Genomic DNA, 12,911 nt, shown 5'->3' with positions numbered 1-12,911 from the left:
CCCGGCAAATACCTCAAGGGGATCACTTCCCGAGTTTCACCCGCGTCCAACCCCGAGTCATGACGCGCTGGACCCCGATCGGCATATCCGGAATCGCGTACAAGGTCGCGATTACCGCCTGGGACGGATACGACCCCGGGTCATCCCGGATCGCTTCGTCCACCAACGGAGTCGCCGCCGAGTTGGCGTTGCTGTAGCCAATGTTGTTGGTGATCTCGGCGATGATGTCCGGGCGCATCAGGAAATTCATGAACAGGTAGGCGTTGTCGACATTCGCCGCATCCCGAGGAATGGCGACCATGTCGTAGAAACTGCCGGCACCTTCTTTCGGAATGCTGTAGTCGACCTGGACCTTGTTGCCAGCTTCCTGGGCGCGGGCTTTGGCCTGCAGGACGTCGCCGGAGTAACCGACCGCCACGCAGATGTTGCCGTTGGCCAGGTCGGAGATGTACTTGGAGGAATGGAAGTACGCCACCGACGGCCGAATCTTCATGAACAGCGCCTCGGCTTCGGCGATCTGCGCCTTGTCCTGGGAGTTCACCGGATAACCCAGATAGTGCAGGGCAGCGGGGAGCATCTCGGTTGGCGAGTCGAGGAAACTGATGCCGCAGGCTTTGAGTTTCTCGGCGTTTTCCGGCTTGAACAGCAAATCCCAGGAGTTGGTCGGGGCGTTGGCGCCGAGTACTTCCTTGACCTTTTGCGGGTTGAAGCCGATGCCGATCGAACCCCACATATACGGGAAGGCGTGGGCGTTATCCGGATCGCTGGCGGAAGCGTTTTTCAGCAGCACCGGATTGAGGTTTTGCCAGTTCGGCAGCTTCGACTTGTCCAGTTCCTGATACACGCCGGCCTTGATCTGCTTGGCCAGGAAACTGTTGGACGGCACGACGATGTCGTAGCCAGACTTGCCGGCCAGCAGCCGCGCTTCAAGGGTTTCGTTACTGTCGAACACATCGTAGGTCACACGAATGCCGGTCTCGTCTTCGAACTTCTTGACGGTGTCCGGGGCGATGTAGTCCGACCAGTTGTACACTCGCAGTACCTTGTCATTGGCCTGGGCGCCAGTGGCGATTGCGCCTAATAAGGACAGTGTCAGCAAAGTCCTGCCAAACATTTTCATCGGTACAACTCCATTCTCTTTTATTCAAATACGCAAAACAATTGCAGCCTTGGCGCACCCCTTGTAGCAGCTGGCGAAGCCCGCGTTCGGCCGCTACAAGGGGGGCGTGGCTCACGATGCTAGGCCGTCGCTTCTGCCATCTGTTTTTTCGGTTGTTGCCACGATTCGCTGGCTGTCTGGTCCATCGCTTCCTGGATCGCGCGTCTGCGAGTGGCTTCAGCTCGACGGCTGAAATACCAGACCATGAAAGTCACGATCGATACCGCCAGCAGAATCAGGCTGGCCACCGCGTTGATCTCCGGTTTCACCCCAAGGCGCACCGCCGAGAATACTTCCATCGGCAGGGTGGTCGAACCCGGCCCTGATACGAAGCTTGCCAGTACCAGGTCATCCAGCGACAGGGCAAACGACATCATGCCGCCGGCCGCCAAGGACGGCGCGATCATCGGGATGGTGATCAGGAAAAACACCTTGAACGGTTTCGCGCCGAGGTCCATGGCCGCTTCTTCGATGGACAGGTCGAGCTCGCGAAGGCGGGCGGAGACTACCACTGCGACATAGGCGGCACAAAAGGTGGTGTGGGCGATCCAGATGGTGACGATGCCACGCTCCATCGGCCAGCCGATCAGCTGCGCCATGGCCACGAACAACAGCAACAGCGACAGGCCTGTGATCACTTCCGGCATCACCAGCGGCGCGGTGACCAGGCCGCCGAACAGGGTGCGGCCCTTGAAGCGCGTAACCCGGGTCAGCACAAACGCCGCCAGGGTCCCTAGCGCCACCGCGGCAATCGCGGTGTAGCAGGCGATTTCCAGCGAGCGCACCACCGAGCCCATCAGCTGGGTGTTATCGAGCAGGCCGACGTACCACTTCACCGACCAGCCGCCCCACACCGTCACCAGTTTCGAGGAGTTGAACGAGTAGATCACCAGGATCAACATCGGCAGGTAGATAAACGCCAGGCCGAAGATCAGCATGAACTTTGAAAATCCGAAGCGTTTCATCCCCGACCCTCCATCTCTTTGGCCTGGCTACGGTTGAACAACAGGATCGGTACAATCAGGATCAACAGCATCACCACCGCCAGGGCGGAGGCCACTGGCCAGTCACGGTTGTTGAAGAACTCCTGCCACAGCACGCGGCCGATCATCAGCGTCTCGGGGCCGCCCAGCAGTTCCGGAATCACGAACTCACCCACCACTGGAATGAACACCAGCATGCAGCCGGCAATGATGCCGTTCTTGGCCAGCGGCACGGTGATTTTCCAGAAGTTGTTGAAGTTGCTCGAGCCCAGGTCCGATGCGGCTTCCAGCAGGCTGTTGTCGTGCTTGACCAGGTTGGCGTACAGCGGCAGCACCATGAACGGCAGGTACGCGTACACCACGCCGATGTACACGGCGGTGTTGGTGTTGAGGATCTCGATCGGGTGCGAGGTCAGGCCGGTCCACATCAGGAAGGCGTTGAGCAATCCGTTATTGCTGAGAATGCCCATCCACGCATAGACGCGGATCAGGATCGCGGTCCAGGTCGGCATCATGATCAACAGCAACAGGACGTTTTGCGTTTCCTTGTTCGCCTTGGTGATCGCGTAGGCCATCGGAAAACCGATCACCAGGCACATCAGGGTGCTCAGGAACGCCACTTTGAGCGAACCGAAATACGCCGAGATGTACAGCTCATCCTGGGTCAGCAATGAGTAGTTGCCGAGGTTCAGCAGCAGCTGGAATTTCTGCTCGGCGAAGGTGTAGATCTCCGAGTAAGGCGGAATCGCCAGGGCGGCTTCCGAGAAGCTGATCTTCATCACCAGAAAGAACGGCAACAGGAAAAACAGGCACAACCACAGGAATGGAATGCCGATGACCAGTTTGCGCCCGCTGGGCACCAGTCTTAGAAATTGCTGGTTGAAGGTTCTCATGAGCGCAGTACCACGCCGCTGTCGTCTTCCCACCACACGAATACTTGGTCGTCCCAGGTCGGGCGCGCGCCACGGCGTTCGGCGTTGGCCATGAACGACTGGACGATCTTGCCCCCAGGCAGCTCCACGTAAAACACCGAGTGACCGCCGAGGTAGGCGATGTCGTGGACTTTGCCCCGGGACCAGTTGTAGCGGAACTCCGGTTGGGTGGTGCTGACCAGCATTTTTTCCGGGCGGATGGCGTAGGTGATCGACTTGTCCTGCACCGAAGTGCTGACGCCGTGACCCACGTAGATCTTCTGCTCCAGGTCCTTGCTGTGAATGATCGCGTGACCTTCAAGGTCCTCGACCACGGTGCCCTCGAAGGCGTTCACGTTGCCGATGAATTCGCAGACCATGCGGCTGACCGGCGCTTCATAGATGTCGACCGGGCTGCCGATCTGGGCGATCCAGCCCAGGTGCATAATGGCGATGCGTTGAGCCATGGTCATGGCCTCTTCCTGGTCGTGCGTCACCATCACGCAGGTCACGCCGACCCGCTCGATGATTTCCACCAGCTCCAGTTGCATCTGCGAGCGCAGTTTTTTATCCAGTGCGCCCATCGGTTCGTCGAGCAGCAACAGCTTCGGGCGTTTGGCCAGCGACCGGGCCAGGGCCACGCGCTGACGCTGGCCGCCGGAGAGCTGGTGGGGTTTGCGCTTGGCGTATTGGGTCATGTGCACCAGGCGCAGCATTTCTTCAACGCGGGCGTCGATTTCGCTGGCAGGCAAACGGTCCTGCTTCAGGCCGAAGGCAATGTTCTGCGCCACGGTCATGTGCGGGAACAGGGCGTACGACTGGAACATCATGTTGATCGGCCGTTCGTACGGCGGCATGTCGGTGATGTCGACTCCGTCGAGCAGGATTCGTCCTTCGGTCGGGCGCTCGAAACCTGCGAGCATGCGCAGCAGGGTCGATTTGCCAGAGCCGGAACCGCCGAGCAGGGCGAAAATCTCGCCTTGATGGATCTCTAGCGAGACGTCATCGACTGCGGTGGTTTCGTCGAATTTCTTGGTGACGCGGTCGACTTTCACCAGCACCTTTTTCGGTGCCTGGTGACCTTCAAGAGCCTTCCTGTAGATGCTGGAGGCGTTTGCCATGTGAAACTCCCAACAGGTTTCAGTCGTCGGGCCAACGCGGCCTGACTTAATAGTGAATTGCTAGCCCGGGCTGTACGGTGCCAGTGAACTCCCTGTAGGAGTGAGCCTGCTTGCGATAGCGGTGGATCAGTCAACATTGATGTCGCATGACACACTGCAATCGCGAGCAGGCTCACTCCTACAGGGGTATTGCGTTTGAATCACTGGCCCATTCCAATCGGGCTAATTCGGCGCCGCCATCCTGGCTGCCTGGGTCGTACTTGTTGTTATTGCAGTGTGTAGCTGCGCAAGTGACGGATGCGCAAAGGCGCACCCGCTAACTCGCGGGGGCAGTAAATGGGTGTTGTTAGCTCAGCGACTGTTGCGCAGTGCCGCCCGTTGCCGGCACGCGTCGCCAAACGCCTGGAAAATTCTCAAATAGGGCGGATTCGCCAGCACCTGCCACTCCGGATGCCATTGCACCCCGAGCGCAAACGCCTGGCTGTGCTGCACCGAAATCGCCTCGATCAAACCGTCCGGCGCGAGTGCTTCGGCGCGCAGCCCCGGGGCCAGTCGATCAATGCCTTGGCTGTGAATCGAATTGACCATGAACTCGGCAGGCAACTGCAGCGCTTCGAACACGCCACCCCGCTGGACCGTCACCGCGTGGGCCGGTGCGTATTGCACTGCCACTTCCGGGCTATCCGCTTCGCGGTGATCGAGCATGCCCGGCAGCTCATGGACCCTTTGGTGCAGGCTGCCGCCGAATGCCACGTTCATTTCCTGGAAGCCACGGCAAATGCCCAGCACCGGAACGCCCGCCGCAATGGCCGCACGCAGTAAGGGGAGAGTGGTGGCGTCCCGCGCCGGATCGTGATCCGTGCCGGGGGCGCTGGCCGGGCCTTGATAGTGGAAGGGTTCCACGTTCGATGGCGAGCCGGTCAGCAACAGACCGTCGAGCTGCGCAAGCAGGTCCTCGATTTCGCTCAGTTCGCCCAGGGAAGGAATGACTACAGGCAGCCCCAGCGCAGCGACGCTCACAGCACGCAGGTACTTGTCGCCGCTGATGTGGTAGGGGTGCAGGCCAATCTGTTTGACGCATGCAGTAACGCCGATCAATGGCTTGAATGCCATTTTTATCACCTCGAAGTTTCACACTTGAACGAGCTTTTCCGGAGCTTAGCCTTGTTGATTTTAATTAACAACTCTCATGTAAAAAATTCTAAACGCCGCAGGTCTGATCATCAGGAAATACGCGGTGTGCGTGACGGATCTGGCACTCCCGTCCCCATAAAAGGCCCGAAAATAAAGCTTTGCAGGCCGGGTGTTCGCTATTGACTTCACTTTGCCTTTCGGATTGACTGAGCTCGCAACAAGGTAGTGAACATAATAATTAACAGCTAATAGGTGCATCATGTCGGTCCCCCTGCGTACCGTTCAACTCAACGAAGCAAACGCATTCCTTAAGAAATATCCTGAGGTTTTGTACGTCGACCTTCTGATTGCGGATATGAACGGTGTGGTGCGCGGCAAGCGCATCGAGCGCACCAGTCTTCATAAGGTTTACGAAAAAGGCATCAACCTCCCGGCGTCACTCTTTGCCCTGGACATCAATGGTTCGACGGTGGAAAGCACCGGCCTGGGCCTGGACATCGGCGACTCTGACCGGATCTGCTTCCCCATCCCTGGCACCCTGAGCATCGAGCCATGGCAGAAGCGCCCAACCGCGCAACTGTTAATGACCATGCACGAACTCGAAGGCCAGCCATTCTTCGCTGACCCGCGCGAAGTGCTGGCTAACGTGGTGCGCAAGTTCGACGACATGGGCCTGACTATCTGTGCCGCGTTCGAACTGGAGTTCTACCTGATCGACCAGGACAACGTGAACGGCCGTCCGCAGTCGCCGCGTTCGCCGGTGTCGGGCAAACGTCCGGTGTCGACCCAGGTGTACCTGATCGACGACCTCGACGAATACGTCGATTGCCTGCAAGACATCCTCGAAGGCGCGAAAGAGCAGGGCATCCCTGCCGACGCCATCGTCAAGGAAAGCGCCCCGGCGCAGTTCGAAGTGAACCTGCATCACGTCTCCGACCCTATAAAGGCCTGCGACTACGCGGTGCTGCTCAAGCGTCTGGTGAAGAACATCGCCTACGACCACGAGATGGACACCACCTTCATGGCCAAGCCGTATCCGGGCCAGGCGGGCAATGGTCTGCACGTGCACATTTCGATTCTGGACAAGCAAGGCAACAACATCTTCGCCAGCGAGGATCCCGAGCAGAACGCCGCGCTGCGACACGCGATCGGCGGTGTGCTCGAGACCCTGCCGGCGCAGATGGCTTTCCTCTGCCCGAACGTCAACTCGTACCGCCGCTTTGGCGCGCAGTTCTACGTACCGAACTCGCCGAGCTGGGGCATCGACAACCGTACCGTCGCGGTGCGGGTGCCAACCGGCTCGCCGGACTCGGTGCGTATCGAACACCGCGTCGCCGGTGCCGATGCCAACCCGTACCTGTTGATGGCGTCGGTGCTGGCCGGCATTCACCACGGCCTGACCAACGAAATCGAGCCGGGCGCTCCGGTGGAAGGCAACAGCTACGAGCAAAACGAGCAGAGCCTGCCGAACAACCTGCGCGATGCACTGCGCGAGCTGGACGACAGCGAAGTCATGGCGCGCTACATCGACCCGCTGTACATCGACGTGTTCGTGGCGTGCAAGGAAAGCGAGCTGGCCGAGTTCGAGAACTCCATCTCCGACCTTGAGTACAACTGGTACCTGCATACGGTTTGATTGCGTGATGCCTGCCAACTGACGGGCAAACGTCCCCTGTAGCAGCTGGCGAAGCCTGCGTTCGAATGCGCAGCATTCGCCACCCTACGAGCGCTACGCACTCGAACGCAGCCTCGCAGGCTCGGCAGCTGCTACATGGATTGCGCGCTGATCCCACCCACAACAATTTCCTGCGTCGAGTCACAACCATGACAAACACTCGCAGCGACTGGGAGCAACGCTTCCAGTCCCTCACCATCGAAAGCCGCGCGTTCATCGACGGCCAATACCGCGCAGCGCTGAGCGGTGACACTTTCGAATGCATCAGCCCGGTCGACGGGCGCTTCCTGGCCAACGTCGCCAGCACCGACGAAGCCGACGCCAACGAAGCCGTAAGCGTCGCGCGCCGCACTTTCGAATCCGGCATCTGGGCGCGTTTGGCGCCCGCAGAGCGCAAGCGCATTTTGATCCGTTTCGCCGACCTGATCCTGGCCCACCAGGAAGAACTTGCCCTGCTCGAAACCCTCGACATGGGCAAGCCGATCAACGACTCGATGAACATCGACATCCCGGCGACCGCCAACGCGATCCGCTGGAGTGCCGAAGCCATCGACAAGATCTACGATGAAGTCGCGGCCACGCCCCACGACCAACTCGGCCTCATCACCCGCGAACCTGCTGGCGTGGTGGCGGCCATCGTGCCGTGGAACTTCCCACTGATCATGGCCAGCTGGAAGTTCGCCCCGGCCCTGGCAGCCGGCAACTCGTTCATCCTCAAACCGTCGGAAAAGTCCCCACTCACAGCCATCCGCATCGCGCAGCTTGCGCTCGACGCCGGCATTCCCAAGGGCGTGTTCAACGTCCTGCCGGGGTTCGGTCATACCGTCGGCAAGGCCCTGGCGTTGCACATGGACGTCGACGTGCTGGCGTTCACCGGCTCTACCGCGATTGCCAAGCAGCTGCTGGTGTATTCCGGCCAAAGCAACATGAAACGCGTCTGGCTCGAAGCAGGCGGCAAGAGCCCCAACGTGGTGTTCGCCGATGCGCCGGATCTGCGCGCGGCGGCGCAGGCCGCAGCCGCTGCGATCGCCTTCAACCAGGGCGAAGTCTGCACCGCCGGTTCGCGCCTGCTGGTCGAGCGCTCGATCCGCGAGCAGTTCATTGCGCTGCTGGTAGAAGCCTTGCAAGCCTGGAAACCGGGACATGCGCTGGACCCTGAAACCACCGTCGGCGCGGTCGTCGATCAGCGTCAACTGGACAACGTGCTGCGCTACATCCAGGTCGGCAAAGACCAGGGCGCTCAGCTGATCGCGGGCGGCAGTCGCACCCTCGAAGCCACCGGCGGCCTGTACGTGGAACCGGCGATTTTCGACGGAGTGACCAACGCCATGGCCATTGCCCGCGAAGAGATCTTCGGCCCGGTGCTGTCGGTGATCACCTTCGACACCTTCGATGAAGCGCTGGCGATCGCCAACGACAGCATCTTCGGCCTGGCGGCCGGCGTGTGGACCAGCAACTTGAGCAAGGCTCACACCTTCGCCCGCGGCCTGCGCGCAGGCAGCGTCTGGGTCAACCAGTACGACGGCGGCGACATGACCGCGCCGTTCGGCGGGTACAAGCAATCGGGTAATGGCCGGGACAAATCGCTGCACGCGTTCGACAAGTACACCGAACTCAAGGCGACCTGGATCAAGCTCTGATACCTCTACAGCGGCGGTCGTCGACAGGGGTCGACGGCCTTCGGAGAAACCTATGAAACAAACGCATGTAAACAGCTACTACGCCGCCACCCGTAACTTCACCGGCGATTTCCCGGTCCTCGAACAAGCCGTGGATTGCGACGTCTGTGTGATCGGCGCCGGCTACACCGGTTTGTCCTCGGCCTTGTTCCTGTGCGAAGCGGGCTACAGCGTGACCGTGCTGGAAGCCGCCAAAGTCGGGTTCGGCGCCAGCGGTCGCAACGGCGGCCAACTGGTCAACTCCTACAGCCGCGACGTCGATGTCATCGAAGAACGCTACGGCGACAAGACCGCCGAAGTGCTTGGCAGCATGATCTTCGAAGGCGCCGACATCATCCGCCAGCGCATACAGCACTACGACATCCAGTGCGACTACAAGCCGGGCGGCATCTTCGCGGCGCTGAACAAGAAGCAGCTCAAAGGCCTGGCCGAGCAGAAAAGCAGCTGGGAACGTTACGGCAACAAGAACCTGAAAATGCTCGACGCGGCGGACATCAAGCGCGAAGTCGGTTCTGACAACTACGTCGGCGGCCTGCTCGACATGCAGGGCGGGCACATTCACCCGCTGAACCTGGCACTCGGCGAAGCGTCGGCGATCATTGGCCTGGGCGGCAAGATCTACGAGCAATCGGCGGCGGTGGAAATCACCTACGGTGAACCGATCACCGTGCGCACCGCAAGAGGCCTGGTTCGCGCCAAGTACTTGCTGATCGCCGGCAACGCCTATTTGCCCCAGGGCCTCGACAATCGAGTCACCAGCAAAAGCATGCCGTGCGGTTCGCAAATCGTCGTCACCGAGCCGTTGTCCGAACAGGTTGCCCGCAGCCTGATCAAGAACAACTACTGCGTCGAAGACTGCAACTATCTGCTCGACTACTACCGCCTCACTGCCGACAACCGCCTGCTGTACGGTGGTGGCGTGGTGTACGGTGCGCGGGAACCGGATGACATCGAACAGCTGATCAAGCCGAAAATCCTCAAGACCTTCCCGCAGCTCAAGGACGTGAAGATCGACTATCGCTGGACCGGCAACTTCCTGCTGACCATGTCACGCATGCCGCAATTTGGTCGCATCGAGAAAAACGCCTACTACATGCAAGGCTACAGCGGCCACGGCGTCACCTGCTCGCACCTGGCCGGCAAACTGATCGCGGAAATGATCCGCGGCGACGCCGAACGCTTCGACGCCTTCGCCTCATTGCCGCACATGCCGATGCTCGGCGGCCGCACCTTCCAGGCCCCGCTGACCGCCATGGGCGCCGCGTATTACGCGCTGCGCGATCGATTCGGTATATAACCCTGGCGTCAACCCCCGTAGGAGCGAGCCCGCTCGCTCCTACAGCAACACCCCCAAACGTGATTTAATACCCGACTTTCAAATCTCCGGGACAGGGAAGCGGTACCTTCGCGGCCACAAGTCGCCCGCCATCCACCCCCATAACCCTTAAGTTTTCCTCGCATAAGGCTGTCATGGACACGGGCTCACGACTCAAATTAGTACGCGAAAGCTACAAACTCTCCCAGCGCGAGCTGGCCCGGCGTAGCGGCGTCACCAATGCCACCATCTCCCTGATCGAACAGAATCGCGTCAGTCCCTCCGTCAGTTCCCTGAAAAAACTGCTCGAAGGCATCCCCATGTCCCTGGCGGACTTCTTCACCTTCGACCAGCCACCCCGCGAGCACCAATACGTATTCCGCGCCAACGAGCAGCCCGATCTCGGCCGCCACGGGCTGCGGCTGCTGCTGATCGGCGCTTCGGTACCCAGCCGGCAGATGCGCCTGTTGCGCGAGCAATACGCCCCTGGGGCGAGCTCGGGGGAAGAGCCGATTGTGCATTCGGAAGGCGAGGAGTGCGGGCTGGTAACGCGCGGAACCGTCGAGCTCACCGTCGACGGCCAGATCAGCGTGCTCAACGCGGGCGACGGCTATTATTTCCCGACGACGCTACCGCATCGCTTCCGCAATATCGGCCAGGATGAAGCGGAAATCATCAGCGCCAACACCCCGGCGAACTTCTGATAGCAGTGCGCACGGCAGCCTGTGGCTGCTGCCGGGGGCTGCGTCCGCTTAATTCCCAATCGCCAGTGTCACGGCTTTTTACCCAGGGTGACGACCTGGTAAATCGCCGTCGCCGTCGCCACCACTTCGTTTGCTTCATTGGTGAGTTGGCCCCAGGTGTAGCATCTCTTGCCGTCCGCGTGATCGATTCGGCCCAATCCGTAGATGCGACCTGGCTTGACGGCCCGCAGGAACCGGGTCTGTGCCTCCACCGTCACGGCGACCTGGTCCGAAGGCAGAGTCAGATACACCGCTGGCCCCATGCAGTCATCCAGCATGGCAGACAACATGCCCCCCTGAATATTGCCCATTGGATTGGTCAGCGCACCGGAGGCCTCAAACTCAATATAGGCGTCACCTTCGTCGTACCTGATGAATTTCCAGCCGAGTAAATCCGCTGCATTCGACAGATGACGCTCACCGTTAACGACTGCCAGGAATAACGAGTCGGGATGCATGGTCAGTTACCTATGTGGAGTGGAGTACGAACTTGCACAGCTAAGGGTAAAACTCAGAAAGCAACGCGAAGGTGAATCCCAGCAGCGTGAGCACTACGACGAGAGAGCCACTGCGAATCGGAGTGGGTGCAGCGGTTTTGTTGCGCACGTAAATAGCGATGGCTACCGGGGGCGTGACGGCAACCAGGCAGAAGACTTGAAACATCACAAGTTGGGTGACCGCAGCGTTGCCCGTAAACAACAGGTACAGCAGCGAGAACCCGGCGATAGCCAAAGCCAGCCATGCCCATCCGGCAACTTTGATCAGCGCCATGATCAGCAACTGCATGCGCGAATCGAGCTGATCCCACGTTCGAGCCGTGGCGATGCTGTGGTAAGGCAGGAAATCCGAGCGTCGCAGGTATACCAGCGCAAATGTCACAACGATCAGGAAAACCAGTGAGTAACTGGCGAGTGCGAGCCAGGAGTACAGGTTCATGTCTGAGTACCTTGTGATGCGGCAGGGCACTACTTGGCTGACACCGTCCTGACCTGGTTGAGTGAGCAGTACTGGGATGGAAGAAGTGAATTTAAGCTAGGCGCTTGTATTTCAGCTGTCTACTGTCAGAAGTGACAGGGCGGTCATCTGTGCGAGGCTCCGGCAGCTGCTCACGAGAGAGCGCGCGAGTAAATAAAAAAACCAAGCCCCGAATTGTCGGGGCTTGGTTGTTTGAGGATTAGATGTCAGTGCCGCTTGGTTTTACTGCCTGGCCTGCGGCGAATGCGGATTACGCGCTGTGTGCTTCGGTCCAGCTGCTGCCCACGCCAGCAACCCGAACAGCGGCACAAATACGATCACCACAATCCACACCAGCTTGTTACTCGACTTGCCCTCGGCTTTACGCACCCGATTAATCGCCCACAACTCCACCAGCACAAGAACTGCCGCGAGTACGATCCAGATCGTTTCGATTTGCATAAGCCACCTCCTGATAGTCCTTCAGTTAGGTGGGCGGAGGCGCTGAGGGTTCATTTTATTGGCGTGCAGAGTTCCACCAGCGTCCCGTCGGGGCAACGCACGTAAGAAATGGTCTGGCCCCAGGGCTTGTCGAGCGGGGCAGCGATTTCCCTGGAGCAGATAGCATTGAAAGCCAGGCTTATAAGACATGTCCTACAGTCCGAATCTGCAGCGGGATAGGAACGGTCTGAATTTGCGCTTTGCAGGCCATTCAACAGCCCGCCGCCCATCTGAACCGCCGTACATTCACTCCTGAAAACAAAAATAAAGGAGAGGAAGCATGGGGAACGTAGTCAGGAGTGGTTTTATTGTGGTCGTCTTATTAATGCCTGAATTGATGGCCAGGAGAGGAGGTCAACGTTGATCAGGTTAAAAGCTTTCCGGTAGCTTTGAAAAGGGTCTTGGTAGGTGCGTGGTCCATGCTTTTTCTTTCTGGTGTCGCATTAATGCTATGTGTACCAAATGGCTGACCAAGCACTGGGCATTTGGGGAGGATAAGAGTCGACGAAGAATTTTTTTGAAGAGTCGATCATTGAGCCATGTTCCCCTCGGGTTGATATCGCTATTACTATTCGCGCCCATGATTCTAATAGAAATATGGTTGGCCTACATGGTTCATCATTACACGGAGAAAGCTGAGTCAATATTGCCTAAGAGTGTTTTCGTCGAAACGAATCGAGCAGCGTTTGCGCAAGCTGGACTCCTTGGCAAAGCCATGCGTAATGGCGTTCTCACT

At 59.2% G+C, this 12,911-nt stretch carries 12 protein-coding genes and 1 pseudogene; 4 read left to right on the top strand and 9 right to left on the bottom strand.

Annotation, left to right across the window (positions count from 1 at the left end):
- Positions 1 to 22: 22 nt before the first annotated feature.
- From ORL50_RS25320 to ORL50_RS25300, 5 genes are all read right to left on the bottom strand, one after another.
- On the bottom strand, positions 23 to 1,120 hold the full coding sequence (locus ORL50_RS25320) for a polyamine ABC transporter substrate-binding protein (RefSeq protein ID WP_266019029.1): 1,098 nt from the start codon (positions 1,118 to 1,120) through the stop codon (positions 23 to 25).
- Between the two features lie 119 nt (positions 1,121 to 1,239).
- On the bottom strand, positions 1,240 to 2,124 hold the full coding sequence (locus ORL50_RS25315) for an ABC transporter permease subunit (RefSeq protein WP_266019028.1): 885 nt from the start codon (positions 2,122 to 2,124) through the stop codon (positions 1,240 to 1,242).
- A complete protein-coding gene (locus ORL50_RS25310; RefSeq protein ID WP_266019120.1) occupies positions 2,121 to 3,002 on the bottom strand; it encodes an ABC transporter permease subunit in 882 nt (293 codons plus the stop codon). The genes ORL50_RS25315 and ORL50_RS25310 overlap by 4 nt, the downstream gene beginning before the upstream one ends.
- A gap of 29 nt (positions 3,003 to 3,031) precedes the next feature.
- Complete coding sequence (gene potA, locus ORL50_RS25305) at positions 3,032 to 4,174, bottom strand: polyamine ABC transporter ATP-binding protein (RefSeq protein ID WP_266019026.1); 1,143 nt, start codon at positions 4,172 to 4,174, stop codon at positions 3,032 to 3,034.
- Between the two features lie 351 nt (positions 4,175 to 4,525).
- Positions 4,526 to 5,287, bottom strand: coding sequence for a gamma-glutamyl-gamma-aminobutyrate hydrolase family protein (locus ORL50_RS25300; protein ID WP_266019025.1), 762 nt, complete (start codon positions 5,285 to 5,287; stop codon positions 4,526 to 4,528).
- Positions 5,288 to 5,567: 280 nt separating this feature from the next.
- Here ORL50_RS25300 and ORL50_RS25295 point away from each other — a divergent pair, with 280 nt between their 5' ends.
- The 4 genes from ORL50_RS25295 (at position 5,568) to ORL50_RS25280 (ending at position 10,681) form a co-directional block, all read left to right on the top strand.
- Complete coding sequence (locus ORL50_RS25295) at positions 5,568 to 6,944, top strand: glutamine synthetase family protein (RefSeq protein ID WP_266019024.1); 1,377 nt, start codon at positions 5,568 to 5,570, stop codon at positions 6,942 to 6,944.
- Positions 6,945 to 7,132: 188 nt separating this feature from the next.
- Complete coding sequence (locus tag ORL50_RS25290; RefSeq protein ID WP_266019023.1) at positions 7,133 to 8,623, top strand: aldehyde dehydrogenase; 1,491 nt, start codon at positions 7,133 to 7,135, stop codon at positions 8,621 to 8,623.
- 52 nt (positions 8,624 to 8,675) lie between these two features.
- Complete coding sequence (locus tag ORL50_RS25285; protein ID WP_266019022.1) at positions 8,676 to 9,959, top strand: NAD(P)/FAD-dependent oxidoreductase; 1,284 nt, start codon at positions 8,676 to 8,678, stop codon at positions 9,957 to 9,959.
- A gap of 173 nt (positions 9,960 to 10,132) precedes the next feature.
- Entirely contained in the window at positions 10,133 to 10,681 is a 549-nt protein-coding gene (locus ORL50_RS25280) for a cupin domain-containing protein (RefSeq protein WP_028623608.1), read from the top strand.
- Positions 10,682 to 10,749: 68 nt separating this feature from the next.
- Here the strand turns inward: ORL50_RS25280 and ORL50_RS25275 are convergent, their stop codons facing one another.
- The 4 genes and pseudogenes from ORL50_RS25275 to ORL50_RS25260 form a co-directional block, all read right to left on the bottom strand.
- Positions 10,750 to 11,178: a PaaI family thioesterase gene (locus ORL50_RS25275; RefSeq protein ID WP_266019021.1), complete on the bottom strand. Its 429-nt coding sequence runs from the start codon at positions 11,176 to 11,178 to the stop codon at positions 10,750 to 10,752.
- 40 nt (positions 11,179 to 11,218) lie between these two features.
- On the bottom strand, positions 11,219 to 11,656 hold the full coding sequence (locus ORL50_RS25270; RefSeq protein ID WP_266019020.1) for a hypothetical protein: 438 nt from the start codon (positions 11,654 to 11,656) through the stop codon (positions 11,219 to 11,221).
- A gap of 261 nt (positions 11,657 to 11,917) precedes the next feature.
- Complete coding sequence (locus ORL50_RS25265; protein WP_266019019.1) at positions 11,918 to 12,136, bottom strand: PLD nuclease N-terminal domain-containing protein; 219 nt, start codon at positions 12,134 to 12,136, stop codon at positions 11,918 to 11,920.
- A gap of 50 nt (positions 12,137 to 12,186) precedes the next feature.
- A pseudogene (locus tag ORL50_RS25260) lies at positions 12,187 to 12,285 on the bottom strand (VOC family protein); the annotation flags it as partial.
- Positions 12,286 to 12,911 lie beyond the last annotated feature (626 nt).

Origin of the sequence: Pseudomonas sp. RIT-562, assembly GCF_026241895.1 — a bacterium.
Classification (GTDB): domain Bacteria; phylum Pseudomonadota; class Gammaproteobacteria; order Pseudomonadales; family Pseudomonadaceae; genus Aquipseudomonas; species Aquipseudomonas mandelii_F.
Note: the sequence above shows the minus strand (reverse complement) of the source record. Positions and strands in the feature narration are given on the sequence as shown.

Excerpts from the sequence above, each read along its gene's own strand:
- ORL50_RS25320 (WP_266019029.1), bottom strand. The coding sequence starts at position 1,120 with ATGAAAATGTTTGGCAGGACTTTGCTGACACTGTCCTTATTAGGCGCA.
- ORL50_RS25315 (WP_266019028.1), bottom strand. The coding sequence starts at position 2,124 with ATGAAACGCTTCGGATTTTCAAAGTTCATGCTGATCTTCGGCCTGGCG.
- potA (WP_266019026.1), bottom strand. The coding sequence starts at position 4,174 with ATGGCAAACGCCTCCAGCATCTACAGGAAGGCTCTTGAAGGTCACCAG.
- ORL50_RS25300 (WP_266019025.1), bottom strand. The coding sequence starts at position 5,287 with ATGGCATTCAAGCCATTGATCGGCGTTACTGCATGCGTCAAACAGATT.
- ORL50_RS25295 (WP_266019024.1), top strand. The coding sequence starts at position 5,568 with ATGTCGGTCCCCCTGCGTACCGTTCAACTCAACGAAGCAAACGCATTC.
- ORL50_RS25290 (WP_266019023.1), top strand. The coding sequence starts at position 7,133 with ATGACAAACACTCGCAGCGACTGGGAGCAACGCTTCCAGTCCCTCACC.
- ORL50_RS25285 (WP_266019022.1), top strand. The coding sequence starts at position 8,676 with ATGAAACAAACGCATGTAAACAGCTACTACGCCGCCACCCGTAACTTC.
- ORL50_RS25280 (WP_028623608.1), top strand. The coding sequence starts at position 10,133 with ATGGACACGGGCTCACGACTCAAATTAGTACGCGAAAGCTACAAACTC.
- ORL50_RS25275 (WP_266019021.1), bottom strand. The coding sequence starts at position 11,178 with ATGCATCCCGACTCGTTATTCCTGGCAGTCGTTAACGGTGAGCGTCAT.
- ORL50_RS25270 (WP_266019020.1), bottom strand. The coding sequence starts at position 11,656 with ATGAACCTGTACTCCTGGCTCGCACTCGCCAGTTACTCACTGGTTTTC.
- ORL50_RS25265 (WP_266019019.1), bottom strand. The coding sequence starts at position 12,136 with ATGCAAATCGAAACGATCTGGATCGTACTCGCGGCAGTTCTTGTGCTG.